24 protein-coding genes are annotated in these 26880 nt (G+C 43.5%); 7 read left to right on the top strand and 17 right to left on the bottom strand.

Features of this window, described 5'->3' with window-relative positions; genetic code table 11:
* Positions 1–42: 42 nt before the first annotated feature.
* From AC1DXF_RS21170 to AC1DXF_RS21155, 4 genes are all read right to left on the bottom strand, one after another.
* A complete protein-coding gene (locus AC1DXF_RS21170) occupies positions 43–654 on the bottom strand; it encodes a nucleotide exchange factor GrpE (RefSeq protein ID WP_477450696.1) in 612 nt (203 codons plus the stop codon).
* A gap of 263 nt (positions 655–917) precedes the next feature.
* The gene (locus AC1DXF_RS21165) at positions 918–1598 is read right to left on the bottom strand and encodes a cell division ATP-binding protein FtsE (protein ID WP_477450695.1); all 681 of its coding nucleotides are present in this window, start codon (positions 1596–1598) and stop codon (positions 918–920) included.
* 5 nt (positions 1599–1603) lie between these two features.
* On the bottom strand, positions 1604–1807 hold the full coding sequence (locus AC1DXF_RS21160) for a fructose-6-phosphate aldolase (protein ID WP_090647478.1): 204 nt from the start codon (positions 1805–1807) through the stop codon (positions 1604–1606).
* Positions 1808–1916: 109 nt separating this feature from the next.
* Complete coding sequence (locus AC1DXF_RS21155; RefSeq protein WP_477450694.1) at positions 1917–2942, bottom strand: acyl-CoA reductase; 1026 nt, start codon at positions 2940–2942, stop codon at positions 1917–1919.
* A gap of 101 nt (positions 2943–3043) precedes the next feature.
* On the opposite strand from AC1DXF_RS21155, the gene AC1DXF_RS21150 reads away from it, so the two are divergent.
* Positions 3044–3397, top strand: a complete 354-nt coding sequence (locus tag AC1DXF_RS21150; protein WP_090647487.1) for a 4Fe-4S dicluster domain-containing protein — start codon at positions 3044–3046, stop codon at positions 3395–3397.
* A gap of 230 nt (positions 3398–3627) precedes the next feature.
* The gene (locus AC1DXF_RS21145) at positions 3628–4389 is read left to right on the top strand and encodes a C40 family peptidase (protein WP_477450693.1); all 762 of its coding nucleotides are present in this window, start codon (positions 3628–3630) and stop codon (positions 4387–4389) included.
* A 13-nt stretch (positions 4390–4402) separates the two neighbouring features.
* On the opposite strand, the gene AC1DXF_RS21140 is transcribed toward AC1DXF_RS21145, so the two are convergent.
* The 12 genes from AC1DXF_RS21140 to AC1DXF_RS21085 form a co-directional block, all read right to left on the bottom strand.
* A complete protein-coding gene (locus AC1DXF_RS21140) occupies positions 4403–5305 on the bottom strand; it encodes a WD40 repeat domain-containing protein (protein WP_477450692.1) in 903 nt (300 codons plus the stop codon).
* Between the two features lie 123 nt (positions 5306–5428).
* On the bottom strand, positions 5429–6319 hold the full coding sequence (bla, locus tag AC1DXF_RS21135; RefSeq protein WP_477450691.1) for a class A beta-lactamase, subclass A2: 891 nt from the start codon (positions 6317–6319) through the stop codon (positions 5429–5431).
* 64 nt (positions 6320–6383) lie between these two features.
* Positions 6384–6971: a bifunctional phosphoribosyl-AMP cyclohydrolase/phosphoribosyl-ATP diphosphatase HisIE gene (gene hisIE, locus AC1DXF_RS21130; protein WP_477450690.1), complete on the bottom strand. Its 588-nt coding sequence runs from the start codon at positions 6969–6971 to the stop codon at positions 6384–6386.
* 409 nt (positions 6972–7380) lie between these two features.
* Complete coding sequence (gene hisF, locus AC1DXF_RS21125) at positions 7381–8136, bottom strand: imidazole glycerol phosphate synthase subunit HisF (RefSeq protein WP_477450689.1); 756 nt, start codon at positions 8134–8136, stop codon at positions 7381–7383.
* 221 nt (positions 8137–8357) lie between these two features.
* Positions 8358–9107: a 1-(5-phosphoribosyl)-5-[(5-phosphoribosylamino)methylideneamino]imidazole-4-carboxamide isomerase gene (locus AC1DXF_RS21120; RefSeq protein WP_477450688.1), complete on the bottom strand. Its 750-nt coding sequence runs from the start codon at positions 9105–9107 to the stop codon at positions 8358–8360.
* Positions 9108–9112: 5 nt separating this feature from the next.
* Entirely contained in the window at positions 9113–9703 is a 591-nt protein-coding gene (gene hisH, locus AC1DXF_RS21115) for an imidazole glycerol phosphate synthase subunit HisH (protein WP_477450687.1), read from the bottom strand.
* Between the two features lie 94 nt (positions 9704–9797).
* Positions 9798–10940, bottom strand: coding sequence for a bifunctional histidinol-phosphatase/imidazoleglycerol-phosphate dehydratase HisB (hisB, locus tag AC1DXF_RS21110; RefSeq protein WP_477450686.1), 1143 nt, complete (start codon positions 10938–10940; stop codon positions 9798–9800).
* 49 nt (positions 10941–10989) lie between these two features.
* Positions 10990–12042 (bottom strand): histidinol-phosphate transaminase, encoded by a 1053-nt coding sequence (gene hisC / locus AC1DXF_RS21105; RefSeq protein ID WP_477450685.1) that lies wholly within the window; start codon positions 12040–12042, stop codon positions 10990–10992.
* A gap of 136 nt (positions 12043–12178) precedes the next feature.
* Positions 12179–13462: a histidinol dehydrogenase gene (gene hisD, locus AC1DXF_RS21100; RefSeq protein ID WP_477450684.1), complete on the bottom strand. Its 1284-nt coding sequence runs from the start codon at positions 13460–13462 to the stop codon at positions 12179–12181.
* Positions 13463–13598: 136 nt separating this feature from the next.
* Complete coding sequence (hisG, locus tag AC1DXF_RS21095) at positions 13599–14450, bottom strand: ATP phosphoribosyltransferase (protein ID WP_477450683.1); 852 nt, start codon at positions 14448–14450, stop codon at positions 13599–13601.
* Positions 14451–14751: 301 nt separating this feature from the next.
* Complete coding sequence (locus AC1DXF_RS21090; protein WP_477450682.1) at positions 14752–16296, bottom strand: hypothetical protein; 1545 nt, start codon at positions 16294–16296, stop codon at positions 14752–14754.
* Between the two features lie 172 nt (positions 16297–16468).
* A complete protein-coding gene (locus AC1DXF_RS21085) occupies positions 16469–16960 on the bottom strand; it encodes a D-glycero-alpha-D-manno-heptose-1,7-bisphosphate 7-phosphatase (RefSeq protein ID WP_477450681.1) in 492 nt (163 codons plus the stop codon).
* 484 nt (positions 16961–17444) lie between these two features.
* Here AC1DXF_RS21085 and gltB point away from each other — a divergent pair, with 484 nt between their 5' ends.
* From gltB to AC1DXF_RS21065, 4 genes are all read left to right on the top strand, one after another.
* Complete coding sequence (gene gltB / locus AC1DXF_RS21080) at positions 17445–21962, top strand: glutamate synthase large subunit (RefSeq protein WP_477450680.1); 4518 nt, start codon at positions 17445–17447, stop codon at positions 21960–21962.
* Between the two features lie 6 nt (positions 21963–21968).
* The gene (locus tag AC1DXF_RS21075; protein WP_477450679.1) at positions 21969–23447 is read left to right on the top strand and encodes a glutamate synthase subunit beta; all 1479 of its coding nucleotides are present in this window, start codon (positions 21969–21971) and stop codon (positions 23445–23447) included.
* Positions 23448–23649: 202 nt separating this feature from the next.
* Positions 23650–24183 (top strand): DUF4142 domain-containing protein, encoded by a 534-nt coding sequence (locus AC1DXF_RS21070; protein WP_477450678.1) that lies wholly within the window; start codon positions 23650–23652, stop codon positions 24181–24183.
* Positions 24184–24223: 40 nt separating this feature from the next.
* Positions 24224–25225 (top strand): family 43 glycosylhydrolase, encoded by a 1002-nt coding sequence (locus AC1DXF_RS21065; RefSeq protein ID WP_477450677.1) that lies wholly within the window; start codon positions 24224–24226, stop codon positions 25223–25225.
* Between the two features lie 142 nt (positions 25226–25367).
* Here AC1DXF_RS21065 and AC1DXF_RS21060 read toward each other — a convergent pair whose 3' ends face one another.
* Complete coding sequence (locus tag AC1DXF_RS21060) at positions 25368–26570, bottom strand: DUF763 domain-containing protein (RefSeq protein WP_477450676.1); 1203 nt, start codon at positions 26568–26570, stop codon at positions 25368–25370.
* A 166-nt stretch (positions 26571–26736) separates the two neighbouring features.
* Between AC1DXF_RS21060 and AC1DXF_RS21055 the strand changes: the two genes are divergently transcribed.
* On the top strand, positions 26737–26880 hold the full coding sequence (locus tag AC1DXF_RS21055) for a transposase family protein (protein WP_477450675.1): 144 nt from the start codon (positions 26737–26739) through the stop codon (positions 26878–26880).

Here is a 26880-nt window from a genome sequence, read left to right as displayed (position 1 = left end):
AAAAATTCACTAATTCACTAACTCACCAAATCACTAATTAATTTACGCTCCTACAATTACTTTGGCAAAACGGATCACCCTGTCTTTTAAGGTGTAGCCTTTTTCCATTTCGTCAATAACCTTGCCTTTAAGGTCATCAGTAGGGGCGGGTATATTTGTAATAGCTTCATGTATATCAGCATCAAAAGGCGAACCGATTGATCCCATTTCTGCCAAACCTTTTTGCGCAAGTATGTTTTTTAATTTATTTTGTATTAAGGTAACGCCTTCTTTAACAGAAGCGACATCAACTGCTTTTTCTATAGCACGTTGTGCGCGCTCAAAATCGTCCAATACGGGTAACAAGGCGATAATTAAATCTTTACCTTCAGTTTCCCGGGCTTCTGCGCGTTCTTTTTGGGTGCGCCTGCGGAAGTTGTCAAATTCGGCATACAAACGTAAATATTTATCATTGGCCTGCGCCAGTTCGGCTTTTAACTTATCTTCGGCAGTAGGGCCTGCTATTTCCTCGGTTTCAACAGCCTCAACAGTTTCTGCCTGCTGGTCTTTCAGTTGTTGCTCTTGTGCTAAATTTTCCTGCGTAGGCTCATTTATATTTTCAGGGGTATCCATATTTTCTTTCTTCTTTTTCTTCAACATGTCGTTAAATTTCATAGCTGATAGTGCCAATCAAGTATCCTGCCATAGCCGGAAAGCCGACAAGGTGTCAGTGGTATGTTTTATAACAGGCAGGAGTGACGCAATATGCGCAAGGCTGGCAGGATTATTTGTCTGATTATTTTTGTCTGAACTCGGATGAAGCAGATTAATGGATTGCCAGGATTTTGCAAATCAAATCCAAAAAATCTGATAAATCAGTTGAATCCGAGTTCAGAAAATAATCGGCGAAATCAAAATAAATCAGTGAAATCTCCCAATTATATCTCCGCATCTTCCAAAACCTTACCATTCTCGCACTTAATAATGCGCGATGGGAAAGTACGGATGATGTGGTAATCGTGAGTAGCAATCAGTACCGCAGTACCCGATTGGCTGATTTGTTTTAGCAGCAATACAATCTCTTCGGATGTTTCCGGGTCAAGGTTACCGGTTGGTTCGTCGGCCAATATAATTTCGGGGTTGTTAAGCAGGGCACGGGCAATTACCACGCGTTGCTGTTCGCCGCCGGATAGCTCATGCGGCATTTTTTTAAGTTTAGAACGCAGACCAACTTTTTCCAGTACGTCAAGGGTACGTTCGGCTATTAGCTTTTTGTCTTTCCAACCGGTGGCGCGCATTACAAAAAGCAGGTTTTGCTCTATGGAGCGGTCTGTCAGTAATTGAAAATCCTGGAAAACTATACCCAGCTTACGGCGTAAATAAGGCACATCACGGCCCGATAATTTACTTAACTCGTACCCGCAGGCATGGCCGGTGCCGGCTTTTATGCCCAGGTCGCCGTAGATAACTTTAAGCAGGCTGCTCTTGCCCGATCCTGTAGAGCCTATCAGCCACACAAAATCGCCTTTATCAACATGCAGGTTTACGTTTGACAGTACCAGGTGCGTCTGCTGAAATATATCAACACCGTTTAGCTTTATAATAGAGTTCCCAATCATCTTTTTTATAGCTCTAATTTCAGGATCTGCCCAAAAGGTAAATCCTTAATAATATTCATAATATACTCCGACTTATCCGCCAGCCCAACCTTATCCAACGATTTATCGGGCCTGTCTACCCTGAAATAAGCCAGCAGCGTAAACTTATCATCCCGCAGCTGTACATAATCGGGTATTTTGGCAACGCCTTTAACTTTTATAATATACATTTTTTAAGGTGAAAGGTTAAAGGTAAAAGGAGAAAGGTAAAAGCACCCGGTACAACCTTTTGCCTTTTACCTTTCGGCTTTCGCCTCAAAAACCAAAGGTATTGTTATTTTAAAGATTTGACAAAAAATCCATTGTATCAATCCCATCGGCATAATCCCATAAGGCGGGGTGCTGGCTTTGGCCAAACGTAACTACCTGGCTGGGTACGCTGATGGGGGCATTGGTAACAATACACTGAATATTGTCGCTTTGTTTTTGTAATAATTCCTGCGCCTGGGCAAGATCATCATAATAGCTAAAATACAGCACGGCCAGGGGCGATGCCAGCCTATCATCTTGCTTTACCATTAAAAAGCCATTGTCTAAATGTTTGTCGCTGTTTACCAGGTAGATGGATTTGTTGTAATCGTAATTGTTATTGTACTTATGATGATGGATGATGGCCTTGTGATCTTCTATAGATTCGAAAAAGAAATTGAAATTATAATCATTTGGCACCAGCAGTTTGCTCACATTGCGGCAACCAAGGCCATAATAATCAAAAATGTCATGACCGAGGTTAAACAACTCTTCTGCGGTTTCGTCACCGGTAAGCAGGGCAATGCTGTTCCTGTTTTTGCGGATGATATTGGGCACTTTACCAAAGTAGTAGTCAAAATAGCGCGAACTATTATTGCTTCCGGTGGCTATAACGGCGTCAAAATCGGCCAACCGCTCTATAAAACTAAACCGGTTGGCAAAGCTATCGTCAATGGCTACCAATCGTTCTAAAACAGTTTTTATCAGCCGTGCATCCTGTGACGATGCTTTGATCAGGGCGTGATTGCCGGATGCCAGTACACATAATACATCGTGAAAGCCAACCAGCGGGATATTGCCTGCCAAAATAAGGCCTACTTTTTTGCCTGGGGCGTCATTATCAAGGTTGTATTTTGAGAGCCAGGTTTGCAAATCATCCTCGTTAAGCATTTTGCCGATGGCGGTTACGGCTTGCAAAACACTTTCGGGTGTAAACCAGGCGTTGTGGTAACGTTCATCTTCAATGATGGCCATTAACTGCGCATCGGGTGTAATTAGTTGCTTTCCTAAAGCCGAAAATGAATTTATGGAATTTTTTATGTTAAATTTTGACATATATATGGTGAGGATTGAAACCCCTAAAGCCTTTTTTTGTTATATTTGTGCGCTTGTAAATTACGGGCAAAGTTAATTGAGATTATTATATATTTAGAAATATGGCGATTAAAATCACCGATGAATGCATAAACTGCGGAGCCTGCGAGCCGGAATGCCCGAATAATGCAATTTATGATGCAGGTGCGGCATGGCGTTTTAGCGATGGTACCGGCCTTAAAGGAATTATTGATTTTGGAGATGGCAATACTTTAAATGCCGAGGAAACTCAGGCTGCCTTATCCGACGAGATATATTATATAGTACCTGATAAGTGTACCGAGTGTGTTGGTTTTCATGACGAGCCGCAATGTGCTGCCGTTTGCCCGGTTGATTGCTGTGTGGATGATGAAGATATCCGAGAAACACAGGAAGAACTATTAGCCAAAAAGGATTGGCTGCATATGAATGAGTAATACGCTTTTTGAAAAATATTTAAAAAGGGAACAGCTTGCTGCTCCCTTTTTTTGTAATTTATTTCGAAATAAATTAACTAACTTTTAATATTTTAATAAATTAGCGTCATAAATTTTAGCTTTATCTCCTCCACAGGCTAAAATATACCTTGAAAACCAATTAAAAACGGTGTAATTATTGAGCGCTTATTGCATCTTAATTACATTAATTTTTGCATTTAATCTGATCTATGGAATATGGTATTTGTAACCTTGCTGTAATCCCGCTTCGCGCCCTGCCTGATGACAGGAGCGAACAGGTATCGCAGGTGTTATTTGGCGAGACATTTGAAATTAAAGAGTGGACAGAGCGCTGGGTTAAAATTGTTACCACAAATGATAATTATACAGGTTGGATAGGCAGGCTGCAATTTGCCATGTTGGGCCACGTAGCTTATAAGCACCAGCAAAATACCCCAGCCCCGCTAACTTACAGGGCGGTAACCCAGGCATGGAAAATTATTGATAACTCTATACTTTATTTGCCTGCGGGCAGCTCGCTTGCCGGTTTAAAAGGAACAACCTGCAAAATAGGGAATGATAAATTTGAAATCATTGGCGAAATAGGCGAAAGGGAAGATATAGCAACAACTGCAAAATCGTTTTTGAATGCGCCCTATTTGTGGGGCGGCCGCACCCACTTTGGCATCGATTGCTCTGGCTTTACACAGGTAGTATTTAATCTTAATAGAATAAAAATAAAACGCGATGCAAGCCAACAGGTTCTGGAAGGCGAAAAAGTTGACAGTTTGAAAAATGCCCGCCTGGGCGACCTGGCTTTTTTTAACAATACCGAAGGTCGTGTAACCCATGTGGGTATATTATTAAATAACGGACAAATAATTCATGCATCGGGAAAGGTGAAAATAGACCCTATTGATAACGATGGCATTTATTCGGAAGAATTAAAGCGACACACCCACAAATTGCATAGTATCAGGCGGTTTTTTTAGACGTGGCTATACGTTAAAATTTTATATCCCAAATAAAAATATTTTTATCATCGCTTACAGATAACAACTGGTCACCGTTCCATGCCAGCTTATTTATTGACAGGGGATGGCTTGGGTATCCTTTTTCGCGGCTGATGATCTTGTATAGTTTAAAATCATCGGCTCCCCATATTTTAATGCTTTTATCCATACTGGCTGTAGCAAAATAGGGCTGTGTAGGGTGAAAGAGGATATGGTTAACAGCAAACAAATGCGCAGGGATGTTTTTAACCAGCTGGTAAGATGCTGTATCCCAAATTTTTACCTGTGCATCGCGACCGCCGGATACCAGGTAACTGCCATCGGTGCTGTAAGCCAAGGCAAAAACCGACATGGTATGCCCATGCAGTGCTCTAACCAAGGTGTAATCCTCCAAGTCGTAAATTTTGATCGTATTATCCCTGCAGCCAAAAGCAACCTGTTTTTCATCCGGCGAAACTGCTATGCAACGAACCGTATCGGCCGATATTTTGATGCTGTGCACCATATCCAAGGTATCAAGGCTCCAAACAGACACTGTGCCATCCTCAGCAGCTATCAGCAGCTCTTTTTTACTATTGACAGACTTGATATCAAACACCGGCTTTAGGTGATGATTAAGCGACTTAATAACCTTTTGCTGGATAAAATCAAAAACCAGCACCTGGCCGCTGCGCAAGCCTGCAAACATTAACGGATAACCCGCCGGGCAATGGATGGCATAAATTGATGCATTAACCGGGAACATTACTTTGATGAAAGCATTGGTTTTCAGGCTCCACTCCACTAAACCTTTATCATTACCGCCGGTAAACAATATCCCCGGTTTTTGTGATAACTCCAAAGTAAAAATAGGGTTGCCATGCCCGGTGAGTTCGGCTATTTTTTCTGCAATCATTTTGTTAGTATCAAGTAGCAAGTATCAAGTAGCAAGATTTTTAATTGCAGTTGATATTGGGCTGTAGGCAAAAGTAAGATTTTTGACGAAGATGAGTTGTTTTGATATTAGCCTTGACGCAATCTATTTCACGGCTTCGTCATAGGCGGTCTTTGCTATGCGGGCAATAACCAATTCGCGGGCTTTTAAATCGACGGGAGAATTGGTAACCAAAATGGCAATAGCCAGGTGTTTGCCGTTGGGCAGCGTAATAATACCGGTATCGTTGGTAGCTGCCGAAATTCCTTTTTCGTTGGTGCCCGAGCGGCCGGTTTTATGATATACTATTGTACCAACGGGCAACAAGCCTTTAATCTGGTTGGGGCCGGTTGATGTTTCCTGCATAATTTTCCATAAATAGGCATGACTTGCCGCCGAAAGGAAATTGGGTTTAAAGGCCACATTCAATAAATGAGTAAGTTCGACAGCCATTACCCAATCGGTAAACTGTACGTCCCAGGCTTGCGCCATTTGATATTCGGAGGCTTTTATCGAAAAGTTTTTGATGCCGATATGGTGGATATAGGCATCTACAACATCCGTTCCGCCTAAAACTTTTAATAACTTATCGCAGGCAACATTGTCACTTAACGATACCATGTAGCTTAACAACTCCCTTATCGAAACATCCACGTTTGCGTCCGGATATTTATCCTGCAAGGGGCTATAAGTTTTAAATAAATCGCTTTTATCAAGGCGAACCTGCTGATCTAACGTAAATTTGCCTTCGTCAATCTCATGCAAAACGGTAATGGCAATCGGGAATTTCATCACACTCTGCATCGGCTGATGCAGGTGGCCGTTATAAGTTAACGTGTCACCCGTTTCAATGTTTAATACCGAAACCCCAACAGTACCTTTGGCATCCTTAGCAATTTCAGCAATCTTCCCCCTAAGCCCATCTTGTTGCGCATTGGCATTGCCAATAAAAAGGAAGCATAACAACAAACTATAAAAAACAACAGACCTCACCATAAGTTCCCCTAATGACTAATGACTAATGACTAATGACTAATGACTAATGACTAATGACTAATGACTATTTATGCCTTTTTTCCAGGTTTTTAGCAATGGTTTCCAATGTTATACCCTTTTCGCGAAGTAAAACCAACAGGTGAAAAACCAGGTCGGACGATTCATTAATCAAGTCGGTTTCTGTTTCTGCCAAAGCGGCTATAACGGTTTCAACGCCTTCTTCGCCAACCTTTTGAGCTATTTTGTTGAGTCCCTTATTCCGCAGCTTGTTTACGTATGATCCTTCTACCGGATTTTCGTACCTATCGGCAATAATATTTTCCAACTCCAAAATAAAGTTTTGGTTATACCCGGTGTTAAAACAACTGCGCGAGCCGGTATGGCAGGTAGGGCCGTCTGCTTTAACTTTAATCAGCAAAGTATCGTTATCGCAATCAATGCTGATGTTTTTTACATGCAAAAAGTTACTGCTGGTTTCGCCTTTGGTCCACAAGCGGTTTTTTGAGCGGGAGAAAAATGTAACTATATTTTCCTGTACGGTTTTATCATAGGCCTCCTGGTTCATATAACCCAGCATCAGCACCTCTAAAGTTTGCTCGTCCTGTATAATAACCGGTACTAAACCGTCTGTTTTGTTAAAATCTATATTCATATCTGTTGTTCTGGTTCCTGTTGCGGGTTGCCAGGTTCGTGTTTTTTTTAAATTCCCCTCTCGAGAGGGGGCGTGTGAGCCCTGAGCGCTGGCAGGGGTGTGTTCTACACCATGCATTCATGCCTGTCCCGCTGCCTGTGTCCTCACAGGCAGCTACCCCAATTGTTAGTGTCAATGGCGTTACCTCCGGCCCGGGCTTTACGCTCATACTGCACAGGCCTTAATCACGGGCCGGTATCCGCTGCAATCCCTAACGCGGGTTAACCAACTATGTCATTGCGAGGAACGAAGCAATCGCAAGGATGCAAAGCGATTACGCACGTCGGGGATTGCTTCGTTCCTCGCAATGACATGGTGGCAAAATTCAAGTCGAATCCCACAACCCACACCGTGCTCCCCGCAACGCCTATTATATCCTCACCTCTATATTATTACTCTTCAATACCGCTTTCAAATCCGGTATCAATATCTCGCCATAGTGAAATACCGACGCTGCTAAAGCTGCGTCAATATTTGTCTTTTCAAATACATCAACAAAATGCTGTACCGACCCTGCTCCGCCCGAGGCTATTACAGGGATGTGTACCGCATCGTTAACAATTTTTAATAGCTTGTTATCAAAACCGGCTTTAGTACCATCATGATCCATTGATGTAAGCAAAATTTCGCCGGCACCACGGCTTTCAGCTTCCAAAATCCATTCCAATGTTTCACGTTCAGTAGGCAATCTGCCGCCATTCAGGTGCACAACGTTTTTGTCGCCAATGCTGCGGGTGTCAACAGCAATAACCACAAACTGAACGCCGAAGGCTTTAGCCAGTTCATCAATTAAAGCCGGGTTACGTACTGCGGCCGAGTTGATCGAGATCTTATCGGCGCCGGCGTTTAAAAGCGCATCGGCATCTGCAATTTCGTTAATACCACCACCTATGGTGAATGGGATATTTATTTGCCTGGCCACGGATTTCACCAGCTCCACCATTGTTTTGCGGCGCTCAACTGTTGCGGTAATGTCAAGGAATACCAGCTCGTCGGCTCCTTGCCTCGAGTAGTTCCAGGCCAGTTCAACCGGGTCGCCCGCATCGCGCAGGTCAACAAAGTTAACACCCTTTACGGTGCGGCCGTCCTTAACGTCGAGACAAGGGATAATTCTTTTACTTAGCATACTGCTTTATGAGATCGTCATTGCGAGGAATGAAGCCATCCCCAATTAAAAATTTTGTCATTCTGAGCATCGCGAAGAATCTATTCACCGACATACATAGCCTCCAGAAAAGTTCGCGAATAGATGCTTCGTTCCTCAGCATGACAGAATTGTTTGAAGTGGTTTTTTCTTTCAAAGACCACGGCTTTTATAAGTCGCAATGACAGTGCTAATAATTTATATTATATGGAAATAAGGGCTTCTAAATTCCAGTTTTTCACATCTTCGATAGTAACCCGGTTTTCATAGATCGCCTTACCTACAACAACTGACTCTACCTTCAAACGGCTCAGTTTCTCTACGTCATCCATCGAACTTACACCACCGGAAGCTATCAGTTTAATGAACGGTGAATGATCGAGCAGTTTTTCGTAAAGCTCAATTCCTGCGCCGCCCAGTTTGCCGTCTTTGTTGATATCGGTACATAAAAAACGGAAAAAGCCTAAAGCAAGGCATTTATCAACATAGTCCATCAATTTAATAGGCGAGCTTTCCATCCAGCCGGAGTATTTGATAACCTCATCAAGCACATCGATAGCTACAACCACCTGGTCGGAACATTTATCGCGGCCGCAAACAGATTTGCTCAGTTCGGGTAAAAATTCGGGATTGGTTAATGCCTGTGTGCCCACAATAACCCGGTGAACGCCCGAATCAATCAACTCTTTTACTTTTTCGATGCTGCGGATACCGCCGCCGTATTGCACCTTCATGTCGGTTTTACGGATCACATCAAACAGGTATTGCTGATTGCTGAAATCGTTTTTAGCGCCGTTTAAATCAATGATATGGATGAAATTGGTGCCATTGCTCTGGTAGCGCTCAATCATTTCTTCAAGCGTTACATCATATTCTGTTACCTGTTGGTAATCACCCTCACGTAGCCTAACTACTTTTTTATTCAGAATATCGATAGCGGGAATTATGTACATGTCTTTTATATTTTTGAAAAGTTTGTTAAAAGTGTTTCGCCGTACGCACCCGATTTTTCGGGGTGAAATTGTACGCCATAAAAATTATCCCGCCAAATTGATGCCGAAAATTCGTTGTTATAATTGGCCGATAGTAAAGTGTACGCTTTATCATACTCAATAAAGTATGAATGTACAAAGTAAAAATGTGATCCTGACGGTATATTTTCAAATAATGGGTTTTCCTTTTCGGCGTAAACCTGGTTCCATCCGGTATGCGGTACCTTGTATAAATTGCTGTCTTTAAACCTTAAAGTTTTAATAGGGAACAGGCCAAGCATGGTAGAATCTCCTTCTTCGGAGTACGAAGTGAGCAATTGCATTCCCACACAAATTCCCAGTGTGGGCTTTTTTAAAGCTTTAATGGCAGGCACCAACCCGGTAGATTCCAGCTTTTTCATTGCAGCCCCGGCATGCCCTACACCAGGAATGATATACCTGTCGTACAGTTCAAGGTCATCCACAGTATTCACCATACCATACGCAATCCCCAATCTGTCGAGCGCTGCAGTGAGTGAGAAAATATTTCCGGCGCCGTATCTTATTATACCAATCATTTAGTTTGCAGTTATTAGTTGGCAGTTTGCATTTAGCTGCAGTTTTAATTGACAATGCTTTATCACTGCCTACTGAAAACTGCCTGCTGCCAACTTAAAGTAATCCTTTGGTCGATGGTAAAACCATCTTATTTACATCACGTTTAACGGCCATTTTTATTGCTTTCGCAAAGGCTTTAAATATAGCTTCTATTTTGTGATGTTCGTTCTGTCCTTCGGCTTTTATGTTCAAATTACATTTTGCCGCATCGCTGAATGATTTGAAGAAATGGTAAAACATCTCGGTTGGTACATCCCCAACTTTTTCGCGTTTAAATTCGGCATCCCAAACTATCCAGTTACGGCCGCCAAAATCAATAGCTGCCTGCGCCAGGCAATCGTCCATAGGCAGGCAAAAGCCATAACGTTCGATACCCATTTTGTTGCCCAAAGCCGTGGCAAAAATCTCGCCTAAAGCGATACCGGTATCTTCAACAGTGTGATGTTCGTCAATATGAAGATCGCCATTGGCTATAACTTCCAGGTCGATACTGCCATGGCGGGCAATCTGATCAAGCATGTGGTCAAAAAAATGCAGACCGGTTGATACTTTGGCTTCGCCGGTACCATCCAGGTTTATTTTGATGTAGATATCTGTCTCTTTAGTGCTGCGGCGGTGCTCAATTACACGTTCGCCCAATTTCAGGAACTCATATATCTGTTGCCAATCTGTAGTTTCCAAGGCAATTGTATCGCCGATATGATCAGCTTCTGTAAATTCACCTCCGCCTAAATTTGATTGGTTATTTAGCCAGATAGCCTTTGCGCCCAGGTTTTTAGCAAGCAATACATCGTTCTTCCTGTCGCCTATGGTAAATGAATTTTTAAGGTCATATTTTTGGATGTCGAAGTATTGTGTAAGCAAGGCAGTTCCCGGTTTGCGGGTCGGTGCTTTGTCGGCTGCAAAGGTGCGGTCGATAATTTGGTTGGCAAATTTTACGCCCTCGCTTTCAAACGTCTTGAGGATGAAGTTATGCACCGGCCAAAAAGTATCTTCGGGGTAAACCGAAGTACCCAGACCATCCTGGTTGGTAACCATTACCAGTTCAAAATCAAGTTCTTTGGCTATTTTGGGTAAGTAGGTTAATGCGCCGGGGTAAAAGGTGAGTTTTTCGAACGAATCGATCTGCTCATCTGGCGTTTCGTTAATCATGGTGCCATCACGATCAACAAAGAGTATTTTTTGCAGCTTGCTCATCAATATAATTATTGATTTAATGAATTATTGAATTAGTGAATATGTTTTTCTACTGCTTATCAAAGCTTTTTAAGGTCTCTAATAAAATCGAATTTTCTTCGGGGGTGCCCACAGTGATGCGTAAGCTGCCCTCGCACAATTCAATTTTCGAGCGGTTGCGTACAATGATGCCTTTACCCACCAGGAATTTATAGATGCCGTTGGCATCAGTGGTTTTTACCAAAATGAAGTTGGCATCCGATGGGTAAATATCTACCACAAAACCAAATTCCTTTAAAGCAAGTACCAGCCTGTCGCGTTGCAAAAGGGTTTCCTTTATCCAGCCGTTTACCTGGTCAACGTTTGACAAGGCTTCCAAAGCCAGTTGCTGCGATGATTCGTTAACATTATAAGGTGGTTTAACTTTATTCATCACCTCGATAATTTCTTCGCTGGCAAAGGCCATACCTACGCGCAAGCCTGCAAGTCCCCATGCTTTAGATAAGGTTTGCATCACAACCAGGTTGGCATATTCGGTAAGTTCCTGAATAAATGTCTTTTGACGGCTGAAATTGATATACGCTTCATCAACCACTACAATGCCATTGAAGTTGGCCAGCAGTGTTTCAACATCCGCGCGGTTGATGGAATTACCTGTAGGGTTATTTGGCGAACAGATAAATATCAGCTTGGTATGCTCATCAATAGCTTCAGCAATGCCTTCTAAGTTCAGCTGATAATCTTCGCTAAGCAAAACCTTGCGGGCCTCTACATCGTTGATGTTGGCCGATACCTCGTACATACCATAAGTAGGCGGCACCAGGATCACGTTATCAACACCGGGATTACAAAAGCTACGGAACAGGATATCGATGGCTTCATCGCTGCCGTTGCCTATAAATATGTTGCGGGCCGGTACGCCCTTGATCTCGCTTAAACGCGTCTTTATGGCGTATTGCATAGGATCAGGGTAGCGGTTAAATTGTTTATCCAACGGCGAACCGTAGGCATTTTCATTAGCATCTAAAAAAACACTGGCCTCGCCCTGGTACTCATCACGTGCCGACGAATAGGGGACAAGCTTTTTGATGTTCTCTCTGAGTATATTATTGATATTGTACATTATTCATACTATGTCATTGCGAGCGTAGCGTGGCAATCTCGTCGCTTGCCTGGCGAATATGCATGGCTACGGGATTGCTTCGTCGTTCCTTCTCGCAATGACATATTGTTTAAGGAAACGCCTGTTTATTTTTTAACTAACTTTTTCTTATCGATACCGCATTCCTATGCGCGTGCAACCCTTCCATCTCGGCCAAAATTTCAACCGTGTGGCCGATATTTTGAATTCCCTCGCGGGTGATGTGCTGGAATGTGATCTTTTTTACAAACGAATCTACCGATACGCCTGAATAAGCCCTTGCATAACTGCTGGTTGGCAAAGTATGGTTGGTGCCCGATGCATAGTCGCCGGCACTCTCGGGCGTTAAATTGCCCAGGAAAACCGAGCCGGCATTAATGATACTGCCGGTTATCTGCTCCCAGCTATGGGTTGCCAAAATTAAATGTTCAGGTGCGTACCGGTTACTGAAATCCATGGCTTCGGCCAGGCTGGATGTTACTACAGTGTAGGAGTTATCCAACGCTAAACCGGCAATTTCGGCCCTTGGTAACACGGGTAATTGCTTTTCTATTTCTGCCAAAGTAGCCTCTGCAATAGCAGCCGATGTGCAAACTAAAACCGATTGACTATCAATGCCATGCTCGGCCTGCGCCAATAAATCGGCAGCTATATAGGCCGGAATAGCGGTATCATCAGCAATAACCAAAACTTCTGATGGCCCGGCAGGCATATCAATGGCCGTAGTAGTTGTTGATTGGATAAGGGTTTTAGCTTTGGTAACAAACTGGTTGCCGGGGCCAAAGATCTTATCAACCCTGGCAATGCTTTCTGTACCGTAAGCCATGGCTGCTATTGCTTGCGAACCACCCACCAAATAAATTTTATCGATACCTAACAATAGCGCCACATAGGCTATAAATGCATTTACCTTGCCGCTTTTTTGCGGAGGCGAGCAAACAACAATTTCATGACAACCTGCAATGCGTGCAGGGATGCCCAGCATTAAAAATGTGCTTGGCAACACAGCCGAGCCGCCGGGGATATATAAACCAACTTTTTCAATCGGCCTTAACTCGCGCCAGCAGGTAACGCCGGGCATGGTTTCTACCTTGTCCTCGGTTTTTAGCTGTGTTTGGTGAAATTTATAGATGTTGTTGTAAGCGGTTTCCAGGGCATTTTTTTGTTCTGGCGTAATAGCTTCAGCCAGTTCCTCCAACTCGACCTTGTTCAAAAAAAGCTTAGTTAACGCTACCTTATCAAACTTTTGGGCATAATCAATCAAAGCGCTGTCGCCATGCTGTTGCACGTTGGCAATCACTTCCTCCACAACGGCACGAATCTCATTAGCCGGGTCTACATTACGTTGAACCAGTTCCTGGATATCCGATGATGTAAGTTCTGAATACTTGTATGTCTTCATTTCAGTTTGCAGTTATCAGTTTACAGTTGGCATGTTTGTTTACAGTTTTTAGCATGTATTTGACTTACAAGACTGCAATCTAATTGCAAACTTGTGCTAAATATCTTGCTGCCCACTGCAAACTGCCTACTGCAAACTAAAGAATTATCTTCTCAATCGGCATTACTACAATACCTTGCGCGCCGGCTTGTTTTAGCTGGCTTATCCTGTCCCAAAAATCGCGCTCCGGGATAACGGTGTGCACCGCAACCCAGTCAGCTTCTGCCAATGGCACAACCGACGGGCTTTTAACCCCTGGCAATAAAGCGATCACTGAATCGAGGTTGTCTTTACGAACGTTAAGTACCACGTATTTAGTTTCTTTGGCACGTAAAACGGATTGGATACGTTGGATTAATTCCTGTACCAGGTCGTTGCCTTCGGTAGCTTTGCTGCTAATCAAAATGGCTTCTGACGACATTACATCGGCAAACGCTTTCAGTCCGTTGCTTTTTAATGTACCACCGGTTGATACCAGGTCGCAAATAGCATCAGACAAACCCAGTCCCGGAGAAATTTCAACTGAACCGGAAATGGTACGGATGTCAGACTCGATACCCTGGGCTTTCAGAAATTTGCCTAATATAACGGGGTAGGTGGTGGCTATGGCTTTGCCGTTTAAATCGGCAAGGGTTGCAATATCATTATTGTTTGGCACCGCTATTTTAAGCGAGCATTTGCCAAAACCAAGGCGCTGCAGGTAGCTTACCTCTACTTCGGTTTCCTCTATTACGTTTTCGCCTACTATACCCAAATCGGCAATGCCATCCTGAACATATTCGGGGATATCATCATCGCGCAGAAAAAGGATCTCTAAAGGGAAGTTGGAAACGGGCGAGATTAGTGAGCTTTTGTAGTTTTCGAAGTTTAAGCCGCAATTTTTTAATAATTCGACAGATTTTTCGTTGAGACGACCAGATTTCTGGATCGCTATTTTAAGTGTTTTCAAAAGAATTGAATTTATGAACTATAAATAAAAAGAGTGCAAACGGAGGTTGTTATTTCGCGTAGAAACATACATTTAGCTGATCACCACATGGTGGTGATGCAGATGAAGATGATGTAATGCGATACCGTTCATTTTTTTATAGTATACGGGTAAGTCTGGCGCAAATATAGACAGATGTTTTTTAAATCAAAATTAAATTTGTCAGAATCAGAATTTACAGAATTTGAGAATTTTCAGGATTTTGTCAGAATCAGAATCCAACGGACTATGGAATTAAAGTCTTTTTAATTCTGTCCATTCTTTAATTCTGCAAATTCTGATTCTGAATACGACTTTCATCATACTCATAAATGCCACCCTCTTCCCCAAAATCCTTAATCAGCCTCAGCTGTTTTACCTTTTGGATATCCTTTAAGTTGATCAGCTCGGGGTTCTCAAGGCTTTTAAACCAGATAAGGTAATACCGCTTAAAGGTGTAAAATTTGGCTATATCCTTTTTAAAGAACCGGTGGGGCACCAGGTAGGATGACATGCCCGAGAAAAAGTAAACCGCCTCGTGCGCGTCGGTATAAATAGTAACTTTCGGGTCGAATTGGCTTTTGTCCATGGTTTTAAGATAAGCCGCAAATGGCGAATCCATCCAGCTTTCGTCGGTATAGCCCGGGTTGCCGTACTCGTCTCTCACCTGGTCGTCATAGCGGTGCTTGTCGATAAAAAATTCTTTGGTTACAAAGCCCAGCATCAGGACAATCATAATAGCGCCCACTATTTTGCGGGTATTATCATTAACTGTTTTTTTAAGCAGCAGCAATCCCCAACTGGTATAACCCCAAAGCGCGGGGATGTACATAGGCGCCAGCAGGCGATGGTTAATACGTTCGTACCGCGAAAAGGTAGACGACACCACTATAAATAAGCCATACACTAAAGCAAATGTAATGGCCAGGTTTTCAAAGCTATCCAGATGCCTGCGGTAGTAGTTATAAGCCAATGCAGCTATAAAGCCCACAAATATGATGGTTGCCAGGGGAACAGACAGCCAGTATTGGTTTGGCGTAAGTCCCATCCAATCGCAAACCACGTTACCAAAGTAATACAGGTTTTTACCAAACGAAGTAATTGAAGGTTCCCGCGGCCCGGTTACCGTGCCAGACATGAACCGGTTATACAGCAAATTACTTACCAATAGCGAGATACAAACAAAGCCATATATAACTATATGCGTTATTTTCTTTTTAACAGGCAACGTTCTGTCCAAAAGTAACAGTAATCCACCTGTGCCCACAATTGTTACAGCTGCATAACGTGTAACGCAGCCTATAGCGGCTATCAACGCTGCTATAATTAAGGCGTTAACGGTGTGTTTTAAAAGATAATTCCTAAACGCTACAATAAAAAACAATGTCTCGACTATAAACAAAGTCTCTGACCATAAATAGGAGTATACCTGCAGCAATGCCGGGCTTAATATAATGGCCACCAGCATCAGCCATTTGTAAACGCGGTTTGTTGGCACAAAACGCTGCATGATCCACCCGGCGGTATAAATAAGCGTGGCAAACATCAGCCCGTTCAATATTGCCCCAAAAACAACGGGATCAATACGGGTAATAAACATAATTCCCCCTAAAAACATGGGGTAAAAAACCGGGAAATCAACAATAGGGATATGGTTAAATGTTTGCAGCGTACCATTAGTGTTCAGGCTCCGGGCAGCGCTGGTGTACATAATAGAATCGGGCGATACGCCAATGCCACTATAACTGCAAAACATTTGAATAGCAATAAAACCAAGTACCGCGGCAATAAAGGTGTCGTAGTTTTTTAAATAGCGGTTTAATTGCATACGTTTTTTTTGCTGTTGGATGTTGGTAAAAGTTGGAAGTGGCTAAAATGTTTTAAAAATAGTAAAAAAGCGCAGCCCAAGCCTCCTCTAAATCTCCTCCGTTGGGGTAGATTTAACTTTGTAAGTTTTTTAAGCCCTCCTTACCGGGTAGGGTTTGGGTAGGGCTTTGAGGTTAAGCTATCAAATCCAACACTGTACTAATCGGTTGATCGCTGTCGATCAAAATACCTTTCACACCCGCCTGGGTTCCGGCCTCTACATCACGCTCGCGGTCGCCAATAAAATAGGATAGGGCAGGGTCAATGTTGTATTTGGCGATGCCTTGCAGCAATAATCCTGGTTTTGGCTTGCGGCAGTCGCAGTCGCCGGTAAAGTTAGGATGGTGCGGGCAGTAAAAAAAGTCGGTTATCACCACGCCATGCTCGGCATATACTGTTTTTAAATGGTTGTGCATTTTTGCCAGCTCTTCTTCAGTATACCAACCTTTGGCCAGGCCGCCCTGGTTGGTGGCAACCAACAGCATATAACCCCTGTCCTGCAAAGTTTTAAGGGCATCAAAATTATCCAGTACATGAAAATCCTCAAAACGGCGAACGTAATCGCCCATTTCCTGGTTCAATACTCCATCGCGATCTAAAAAAACGGCTTTAACTTTTGCAGACATCTATTTTAATTTTTTGGCGAAGTTAGTAGTTTTTTGTTTGTTCATAGTTGATTTAGTTGTTCATAGTTAATGGTTCATAGTTCATGGCCGTTTTTGCTTAAAGTAAGTGGTTTGGTACAACTAAATTTGCCGTCTTATGTATCAGGCTATGAACTATGATCTATGAGCCATGAACTCCCCCAAAATAGTCTACTCTTCACATGGATTTAACCAACAAAATTTTATTCTGTTATTGGTATATTTACCGATTGTATAAATGAATAGCAGTAAATTGGTGCAACTTTATACCGATTCTAAATAAGAAAACAACATATTTCATTTGCTTAATCATAATAATTGGTTGTATATGTTGTCATTTTGTTAAATAAATATGATCTAAATAATCGATTTTTTAGAAATCTTTAAAAATTCCGATAAATTTTATAATTTATTTAGATATCAGTAACTTCGTTGTTACACCCTTTTATAAACGGTTTAATTTAAAATGAATCAAACTGATAACAACCAGGGCCTTTACAGGCCAGAATTTGAACACGATTCGTGCGGAACTGGATTTATAACCAACATAAATGGTCATAAAAGTAACCAGATTATTGATGATGCGCTTACAATGCTCGAGAACATGGAACACCGCGGTGCGTGCGGATGTGATCCTGAAACCGGCGATGGTGCCGGTATATTGATACAACTGCCCCATGAGTTTTTGATGGAAGAATGCTCAAACCTCGAGATCAGCCTGCCCGAACCGGGTGAGTATGGTGTTGGGATGATCTTTTTCCCTAAAGATTCGTCGCAAAAGAAGGCTTGCCGCATTGTAATTACCAACGCGATTGAAAAGCTGGGCCTTGTAAAATTAGGTTACCGTAAATTAACCGTTGACTCAATGGCGGTTGGCGAAACAGCCCGCCAGGCAGAGCCCGATGTAGAGCAGATATTTATTGCCCGTCCGCACCACATTACCAATGCCGATGACTTTGAGCGTAAGCTTTTTATATTACGCAGGTACATTAATAAAACTATTACAGATACCATCCCGGGTGCATCTGAATATTTTTATTTTACCTCGTTATCATGCAAAACAATTGTTTACAAAGGCCAGGTAACTACTTACCAGCTGCGTAAATATTATGCTGATTTAACTGATCCGCGCATTGCATCTGGCTTCGCCATGATCCACTCGCGTTTCTCTACCAATACTTTTCCATCATGGAAACTGGCGCAGCCTTTCCGCCTGATTGCCCATAATGGCGAGATCAATACCTTAACGGGCAACTTAAACTGGTTTTATGCCGGTTTAAAATCATATGCTTCATCGTACTTCACGGCCGAAGAAATGGAAATGATTATGCCGGTGATTGATAACAACCAGTCAGACTCTGCCTGTTTGGATAATATCATCGAAATCCTGTTGCACTCAGGCCGCTCATTACCACACGTAATGATGATGCTGGTACCCGAGGCATGGGATGGCAACGTACATATGGATCCTATTAAAAAGGCATTTTACGAGTATCATGCTACATTGATGGAGCCATGGGATGGCCCGGCCGCTATCACCTTTACCGATGGTAAACTGGTAGGTGCTTTGCTGGATAGGAATGGCCTTCGCCCGTTGCGTTATGTAATTACCAATGATGGCCGCGTTATAGCAGCATCGGAAGCTGGTACCCTGGCTATCGACGAAAGCACTGTAGTACGTAAAGGCCGTTTACAGCCTGGTAAAATGCTGTTGATAGATACCGAAAAAGGAAGGATAATTACCGATGATGAAATTAAAAAACAAATTGCCTCAAGGCAGCCTTACGGCCGCTGGCTGGAGAATTATAAAATAAACCTGAGCGAACTTACCGAACCCCGTTTGGCATTCGCTCAGCTATCAGAAGCTTCTGTATTCCGTTACCAGCAGGTATTTGGTTACAGCCGTGAGGATATTGATACCATTATTAAGCCAATGGCTGTTGATGGTAAAGAACCTGTGGGCTCCATGGGTACAGATGTGCCTTTGGCCATCTTGTCCGACAAGCCCCAACACTTATCAAGCTACTTTAAGCAATTTTTTGCCCAGGTAACCAACCCGCCTATCGATCCGATCCGCGAGCGCCTGGTAATGAGTTTGGCAACCTTTATCGGTAACAACGGTAACTTGCTGGACGAAGATAAAATGCACTGCCATTGCGTAGTTTTAAAGCACCCGATATTAAAAAACCACCAGTTAGAAAAACTGCGGAGTATTGATACCGGCCTTTTCCATGCCAAAACGTTGCAAACTTATTTTGTGGCCGACGGCATGCCCGGCTCGTTAGAAAAAGGTATTGCAAGGCTTTGCCGCTATGCCGAGGATGCTGTTGATGATGGTTTTGAAGTGCTGATCCTGTCGGATCGTGCGGTTGATTCGGAACACGCGCCTATCCCAACGTTGCTGGCGGTATCTGCGGTGCATCACCACCTGATTAAAAAAGGTCGTCGCGGCGCTGTAGGTTTGGTTGTTGAAACCGGCGATGCATGGGAAGTACATCACTTTGCCTGTTTGCTGGCATTTGGCGCTACTGCCATCAACCCGTACCTGGCTTTGGCAACTATCGAAACCGTTAAAAACAACGGCAGTTTAGAAACCAGCCATGATATTAAAACATTACAAAAAAACTACGTAAAATCTGTAAATGATGGTTTGTTGAAGATCTTCTCTAAAATGGGAATCTCAACCTTACAATCATACCATGGTTCGCAGGTTTTTGAAATATTAGGTTTGAATAAAACGGTTGTAGATAAATATTTCTGCGGAGCTGTTACCCGTATTGGTGGTTTGGGCCTTGACGAAATAGCCCGCGAAGCGTTATGCAAACACCGTATGGGCTTTAACACCAAGGGTGCCGACAATTTATTGCCCGAAGGTGGTATTTACCAATGGAAACGCAGGGGCGAAGCGCACTTGTTTAACCCTACCACGGTACACTTATTACAACATGCCACCCGTAGTAATGATTACAACGTATATAAAAACTACGCTAAAGTAATTAACGAGCAAACCGAAAAGCACTTTACCATCCGTGGATTGCTTGACTTTGCCCATCACCGCGAGGCTATCAGCATTGATGAGGTTGAACCGGCCGAAAATATCATGAAACGCTTTGCAACAGGCGCCATGTCGTTCGGCTCGATATCTCACGAGGCGCATAGCACCATGGCCATTGCCATGAACCGCATTGGTGGTAAAAGCAATACCGGCGAAGGTGGTGAGGATGAGATGCGTTATGAAAAAATGGCCAACGGCGATTCCATGCGTTCGGCTATTAAACAGGTAGCATCTGCACGTTTTGGGGTAACTTCAAATTACCTGACCAATGCCGATGAATTGCAGATAAAAATGGCGCAAGGCGCTAAACCAGGGGAAGGCGGACAGCTTCCGGGTCATAAAGTTGATGACTGGATTGCTAAAACCCGTCACTCAACACCTGGTGTAGGCTTAATCTCGCCTCCGCCGCACCACGATATTTACTCTATCGAGGATTTGGCGCAATTGATATTCGATTTAAAAAATGCCAACCGAGCAGCACGTATCAATGTAAAACTGGTATCAAAAGCAGGTGTGGGTACTATAGCCGCAGGTGTGGCCAAAGCACATGCCGATGTTATCCTTATTGCCGGATATGATGGCGGTACAGGTGCATCGCCAATAAGTTCGGTAAAACACGCCGGCTTGCCATGGGAACTTGGTTTAACCGAGGCTCACCAAACATTGGTACGCAATAAATTACGGAGCCGTGTGGTATTGCAAACAGATGGCCAGCTAAAAACCGGTCGCGATTTGGCCATTGCAGCTTTGATGGGTGCCGAAGAATGGGGTGTTGCAACAGCTGCGCTTGTAGCCGGTGGTTGTATCATGATGCGTAAGTGTCACCTGAATACCTGCCCGGTAGGTGTTGCTACGCAAGATCCTGAATTAAGGAAACTGTTTAGTGGTAAAGCAGATCACGTAGTGAACCTGTTTAAATTTATGGCCGAAGAACTGCGCGAGATTATGGCCGAGTTAGGTTTCCGTACCATCAACGAAATGGTTGGCCGTGTTCAGTTCCTGAAGGTGAAAGATCACCTGGAAAGCTGGAAAGCCAAAAAGATTGACTTGAGTGGCATCTTACACCCGGTTACCAATACCAAAGGCATGACGCTGTATAACAGCGAAAAGCAGGACCACGGAATGACCGAGATACTCGACTGGCAGTTGTTAGAGGCAGCTAAACCTGCCCTTGAAGATAAAACACCGGTATTTGCATCTTTTGATGTCATTAACGTTAACCGTACCATAGGCACATTGCTGTCAAACGAGATCTCGAAGATCTATGGTTCTGCGGGATTACCCGATAATACCATTAACTACAAATTCAAAGGCTCGGCCGGGCAAAGTTTCGGTGCTTTTGCAACCAAAGGTATTTCTTTTGAGTTGGAGGGCGAAGCCAACGACTACGTAGGTAAAGGCTTATCGGGCGCGCAACTGGCCATTTATCCATCAGAGAAAGCTACTTTCACACCTGAAGATAATATCATCATAGGTAACGTTGCTTTATATGGTGCCACATCCGGTGAGGTATTTATAGGTGGTATGGCAGGCGAACGTTTCGCGGTACGTAACTCTGGTGCCACTACAGTTGTAGAGGGTATCGGCGATCACGGTTGCGAGTATATGACCGGCGGTCGTGCACTTATCCTTGGTAAAACAGGCCGTAACTTTGCGGCTGGTATGAGCGGCGGTTTAGCGTGGATTTATAACCCGGATAACAGCTTTGCCGAGAACTGTAATACCGAGATGGTTGACCTGGATCCGCTATCGTTGCAGGATGAAGAGCAGATACTTACCTTACTGCGTAAGCACGTAAGCCTTACTGGCAGCAAACTTGCACAGCAGATCCTGGCTAACTGGGCCGAAGCATCTACACAGTTTGTGAAGGTGTATCCAAAAGAGTATAAAAAAGTAGTAGAGAAGTTACAATATCAAACAATAGGCTAAATTTCAATGGGAAAACCAACAGGATTTCAGGAGTTTAACAGGGAATTACCAACTAAGGTTCCCGCTGCTGAACGCGTAAAAAACTATAAAGAGTTTGTTAATTTATATACCGACGAGAAGCTTAACCAGCAATCGGCCCGTTGTATGAATTGCGGTATCCCTTTTTGCCATTCGGGATGCCCGCTGGGTAATATCATCCCGGAGTTTAACGATGCGGTGTATCGTCAAAACTGGGAAGAAGCTTACCATATTTTATCATCAACTAATAATTTCCCGGAGTTTACAGGTCGTATCTGTCCTGCACCTTGCGAATCTGCCTGTGTATTAGGTATTAATAAGCCGGCTGTAGCTATAGAAGAGATTGAAAAACATATCATCGAAATTGCTTACCAGAAAAACCTGGTAAAACCAACGGCACCTTTAGTCAAATCGGGCAAAAAAGTAGCTGTAATAGGCTCTGGTCCGGCCGGATTGGCTGCTGCAGCGCAATTGGTAAAGGCAGGACATGCGGTAACTGTTTACGAGCGCGATGATAAACCGGGAGGTTTATTGCGCTACGGTATCCCTGATTTTAAGTTAGAGAAAACTGTTGTGGAACGCCGTATTGAAGTGATGGAAAAGGACGGAGTTGTATTTAAACTAAACAGCGAAGTAGGCGTTAATGTTGCTGCCGATGAATTACTGCGCAGCAATGATGCAGTAGTACTGGCTGGCGGTTCAACAGTGCCTCGTAACCTGATGATCCCCGGCAGAGAATTAAAAGGCATCCATTTCGCGATGGACTTTTTGAAACAGCAAAACAAACGCGTAAGTAATATTACTGTAGATGGTGATGATATTTTGGCCACAGGCAAAGATGTAGTAGTAATTGGCGGCGGCGATACCGGCAGCGATTGCGTTGGTACATCAAACCGCCAGGGAGCAAAATCAATTAAGCAGTTTGAGGTGATGTTTCAGCCACCTGCACAGCGTACACAGCACATGCCATGGCCAACATATCCTATGGTGCTTAAAACCACCAGTTCGCACGAGGAAGGGGCTGATCGTTTCTGGGGCGTAAATACCCTGGAGTTTTTAGGCGACGACGAAGGTAACCTGAGGGCTTTAAAAGTGGTAGATGTAGAGTGGGAGCAGGATTTTATGGGCCGCCCTGTGAAATTCCATGTAGTTGAAGGATCAGAACGCGAAATACCTTGTCAGCGTGTGTTCCTGGCTATGGGTTTCCTGTATCCGCAGCCTGCCGGCCTCTTAGCTCAATTAGGTGTTGAACTGGATGACCGTAAAAACGTTAAAGCCAAAGAAGGCGTTTACCGCACTAATGTAAGTAAAGTATTTGCTGCCGGTGATATGCGCCGCGGTCAATCACTGGTTGTTTGGGCTATCTCTGAAGGCCGAGAAACAGCCCGCAAAATAGATGAATTTTTAATGGGACATTCCCTGCTGGAAAGCAAGGATGCCGTTAATCAGTTTGACCAGGTGTTTTAAGAGAAACCCGTATCTGCTGAAGATATATAACCACGCTGTATACCCCGTTATGGGATTGCAGCGTGGTTTTTTGTTGTATGTTATTAGGTTATTTATAATAGTTATATTGTTTACTTATTGTAAATCAATATAATTATGCTACTTTGGTAAACCAGTTATCACTTTTGTTGTTAAACCTAAACAAGTCATAATCAATTTATAAATGAAGTATTTCAGCGGCTTATTATTGATTTTGGTTACCCTCATTTGGATGCCATCATGCGAAAGCAACAAACGTGCAAATAATTACAATAACAAAGCGCTTGTTGACGATAGCGGAATGCTCTTTTTAAAAAATGGCACCGAGGCCAGCCTGGCAACTGTAAAGGCTTCCGGTTTGGCTATCTCCAACTCAAAAAATCAACAGGTTATTCAGTTTGCCAAAGCGATGATTGACGATCATACCTTGCTTGCCGATAATTTAAGAAAATTGGAGATTGACAATTTTGTAACCTCCAACGATACCATAAATGCCGGCCATCAACAAGTAATTACCGCCCTTGCACAAAAAAAAGCAGCCGATTTTGATAAGGCTTATATGGAACTTATTGTAAACCAACATGAACAGGAAATAGCCCTGTTTAAAACCGCCACCCTTAATAAAAATCCTAACGTATCTGATTTTGCCCACAAAAGTATGCCGTCGTTACAAGCACATCTTGATTCGGCTAAAATGATCGTGACGGCAATAAAATAGTTCACTTATTAATGCTTAAATTGCCGGGAAACAAGTTTAAATGATGCAATCAAAAATACGCACCGTTATAGCCTTTTTCTTTGTTTTAACGGCCTGCCAGGTGCAGGTTTCCGCACAGATTTCTGTAATTAAGCCGGGCGAAGTTTGGCCCGATAACCGGGGCGAACATGTGCAGGCCCATGGCGGCGGCATTATCAAAATTGGCAAGTTGTATTATTGGTTTGGTGAGGATAGGGCAGAGGATAATGATCCGGCTAAACGCTACGTAGCCTGCTATTCGTCGCCCGACCTTACGAATTGGACATTCCGGAACAAAGTGATCAAAACAGACGACCCGGCAAACTTCGGTAAAGGCTTTGTTTTAGAACGGCCGAAAGTTTTTTACAACAAAAAGAACAGGCAATATGTGATGTACCTGCATATGGATAGCGCCAATTATAAAGCCGCCCGTGTTGGCGTTGCGGTTTGTGATAAGGTTGACGGCGACTATAAGTACCTCAAAAGCTTTCGCCCTTTGGGTGAGCAAAGCCGTGATATTGGCCAGTTTGTTGATGATGATGGTTCTGCATACCTTATATTTGAGGATAGGGCCAAGGGCTTTCATATAGCACAGTTGTCAGATGATTACCTGAGCGTTGAAAAAGAGATTTGCCTAATTAAAGCACCTTTAGAAGGTGGCGCCCTGGTGCATTACAAAGGGCTTTATTATGCCATTGGTTCGGCGCTCACCGGTTGGGATCCTAATCCTAACAAATATGCTACGGCAACATCGTTAAGCGGGCCATGGTCGGAGTTTAAGGATATCGCCCCGCCCGAAACAAATACTTATGGATCGCAATCTACCATGATGGTTAAAGTTGTTGGTACAAAAAGCACCACCGTTATTTTTATGGCCGATCAGTGGCGCCCAAAAGCCCAATGGGATTCGCGTTACCTGTGGATGCCTTTGGAGATAGGCGACGGCAAGTTATGGCTGCCAAAGCCACAGCCCTGGGAGATAGATGTAAAAACGGGTGAGTGGAAATATGTTGATGATAAGTAATACTCGCTTTTTAACTTACGAGAGGTTAGCGGTTGCTTAACTTTCGGGGTGCACCGGTTTGTTTAAGTCTGTGGCTTGACTACTTCAGCTGAAAGCTGAAACCATGTAAGCCACGAGCTGGAAGCTCGCGGGAGCGTACGTTTTAAAACAATTTCAATTGCTGTTGTACTGGCGGCTTTGCTTTTCCAAATACTGTCCGGCCGCCGTATTTCCAGGAATCTTCGCGCTCTTTGGCTATTACCTGGTCAAAATTGGCGTTGGGTGTAAAATCTTTTTCGGCATTCTCGGCTATTTTATGAAGGCGTTTAATAGCTTCATTTTGTTCCGATACCCCCAGTTTCGATTTGTGTATGGCGTTTTGGAGAACGCCTATGGTTTCGTCATATACTTTGGTAGGTACCGGGAAGGGATGACCATCCTTGCCGCCGTGGGCGAAAGAATACCTTGCCGGATCTTTAAACCGGGAGGGGGTGCCATGAATTACTTCGCTTACCAAAGCCAGCGATTGTAAGGTGCGTGGCCCTAATCCCTGCAAAAGCAGCAAATCTTCGAAATCGGCAGGCTGTTTTTCATGGGCAAGCCAAAGAACAGCGCCTAAGCGTTTCAAATCAACGTCTTTTGCTTTTACCTCATGATGATTGGGCATCACCAGCTTGCCTATTTCACGGATCATCATTTCCGGGTTTTCCCCGGCTATTTGCATTACCCCGCATCTTGATGGATCTGCCAGCTTATCTGTCATGTTCAGGATCATCCCCGTGTTTTTTCCATAGATCGAAGTATGCGGATCATCAACAAACGATGTTAATTGTTCCGAATGCCAGTGATAGCGGCGGGCGGTGCTGCTGGCATCGCTCATGCCTTGCTGTACAACGGCCCATTTGCCCGTATCGCTCAGGATAAAATTATGGGTATATAACTGGAAGCCATCCTGAATGGCTGTATTATCAACTTTAGCGCTTAGTTTGCTGCATCGTACAAGGTAGTTGCCGTCAAGCCCCGTAGTTTCGCCAATTTTTAATAGCTCGGCAGGGGTTTGTTTGGAGTGTTTGCCTTTGCCGCCGCAAATGTAAATACCAAGTTCCCGGCTATGGGGGTTTACTGATCGCTTTAAAGCGCCCATTACGGAGGTTGTTATACCCGACGAATGCCAATCCATCCCCATCACGGCGCCGAGGCTCTGAAACCAAAAAGGATCGCTCAGGCGGCGTAAAACTTCGTCCTTACCATAATCCATTACAATGTTTTCGATAACTGCCAGGCCCAATTTCGCCATACGCTCGGCAAGCCATGTGGGTACATAGCCGTAGTGTAAAGGTAAGTCAGCACTGCCAGATCGCTTCATGCTAACAAAGTTAGTATTTATTTACACGATTTAAGGATTTTGCAGGATTAACAGCAGGGCAAACGCATTAAAATGATTCACTAATTGGCGATTAAATAAACACCTGATAGTCAGATATTTATGTTGTTTTTGTGATTGTATTTATGTATATTTATCTGACAATCAGATGGATACAAAAAATAAGACAAGTACTATTTTCGCTTATTTTAGCGAAATGCAAGACTTCCGCATTGACAGAAAAAAGCAACATCTACTAACAGATATCATTACAATTACTATAGCCGCTGCATTATGTGGTATTGAGTATTGA

It is taken from the genome of Mucilaginibacter sp. P2_A5 (assembly GCF_056404995.1).
Note: the sequence above shows the minus strand (reverse complement) of the source record. Positions and strands in the feature narration are given on the sequence as shown.

Bases quoted from the DNA above. Each gene is read 5' to 3' on its own strand.
- AC1DXF_RS21155 (WP_477450694.1), bottom strand. From the start codon at position 2,942: ATGTCAAAATTTAACATAAAAAATTCCATAAATTCATTTTCGGCTTTA.
- AC1DXF_RS21120 (WP_477450688.1), bottom strand. From the start codon at position 9,107: ATGTACATAATTCCCGCTATCGATATTCTGAATAAAAAAGTAGTTAGG.
- hisD (WP_477450684.1), bottom strand. From the start codon at position 13,462: ATGAAGACATACAAGTATTCAGAACTTACATCATCGGATATCCAGGAA.
- hisF (WP_477450689.1), bottom strand. From the start codon at position 8,136: ATGCTAAGTAAAAGAATTATCCCTTGTCTCGACGTTAAGGACGGCCGC.
- AC1DXF_RS21075 (WP_477450679.1), top strand. From the start codon at position 21,969: ATGGGAAAACCAACAGGATTTCAGGAGTTTAACAGGGAATTACCAACT.
- AC1DXF_RS21065 (WP_477450677.1), top strand. From the start codon at position 24,224: ATGATGCAATCAAAAATACGCACCGTTATAGCCTTTTTCTTTGTTTTA.
- AC1DXF_RS21160 (WP_090647478.1), bottom strand. From the start codon at position 1,807: ATGTATATTATAAAAGTTAAAGGCGTTGCCAAAATACCCGATTATGTA.
- hisIE (WP_477450690.1), bottom strand. From the start codon at position 6,971: ATGAATATAGATTTTAACAAAACAGACGGTTTAGTACCGGTTATTATA.
- AC1DXF_RS21060 (WP_477450676.1), bottom strand. From the start codon at position 26,570: ATGAAGCGATCTGGCAGTGCTGACTTACCTTTACACTACGGCTATGTA.
- gltB (WP_477450680.1), top strand. From the start codon at position 17,445: ATGAATCAAACTGATAACAACCAGGGCCTTTACAGGCCAGAATTTGAA.
- AC1DXF_RS21090 (WP_477450682.1), bottom strand. From the start codon at position 16,296: ATGCAATTAAACCGCTATTTAAAAAACTACGACACCTTTATTGCCGCG.
- AC1DXF_RS21055 (WP_477450675.1), top strand. From the start codon at position 26,737: ATGGATACAAAAAATAAGACAAGTACTATTTTCGCTTATTTTAGCGAA.
- AC1DXF_RS21165 (WP_477450695.1), bottom strand. From the start codon at position 1,598: ATGATTGGGAACTCTATTATAAAGCTAAACGGTGTTGATATATTTCAG.
- hisB (WP_477450686.1), bottom strand. From the start codon at position 10,940: ATGAGCAAGCTGCAAAAAATACTCTTTGTTGATCGTGATGGCACCATG.
- hisH (WP_477450687.1), bottom strand. From the start codon at position 9,703: ATGATTGGTATAATAAGATACGGCGCCGGAAATATTTTCTCACTCACT.
- hisC (WP_477450685.1), bottom strand. From the start codon at position 12,042: ATGTACAATATCAATAATATACTCAGAGAGAACATCAAAAAGCTTGTC.
- AC1DXF_RS21145 (WP_477450693.1), top strand. From the start codon at position 3,628: ATGGAATATGGTATTTGTAACCTTGCTGTAATCCCGCTTCGCGCCCTG.
- AC1DXF_RS21070 (WP_477450678.1), top strand. From the start codon at position 23,650: ATGAAGTATTTCAGCGGCTTATTATTGATTTTGGTTACCCTCATTTGG.
- AC1DXF_RS21085 (WP_477450681.1), bottom strand. From the start codon at position 16,960: ATGTCTGCAAAAGTTAAAGCCGTTTTTTTAGATCGCGATGGAGTATTG.
- AC1DXF_RS21150 (WP_090647487.1), top strand. From the start codon at position 3,044: ATGGCGATTAAAATCACCGATGAATGCATAAACTGCGGAGCCTGCGAG.
- bla (WP_477450691.1), bottom strand. From the start codon at position 6,319: ATGGTGAGGTCTGTTGTTTTTTATAGTTTGTTGTTATGCTTCCTTTTT.
- AC1DXF_RS21170 (WP_477450696.1), bottom strand. From the start codon at position 654: ATGAAATTTAACGACATGTTGAAGAAAAAGAAGAAAGAAAATATGGAT.
- AC1DXF_RS21140 (WP_477450692.1), bottom strand. From the start codon at position 5,305: ATGATTGCAGAAAAAATAGCCGAACTCACCGGGCATGGCAACCCTATT.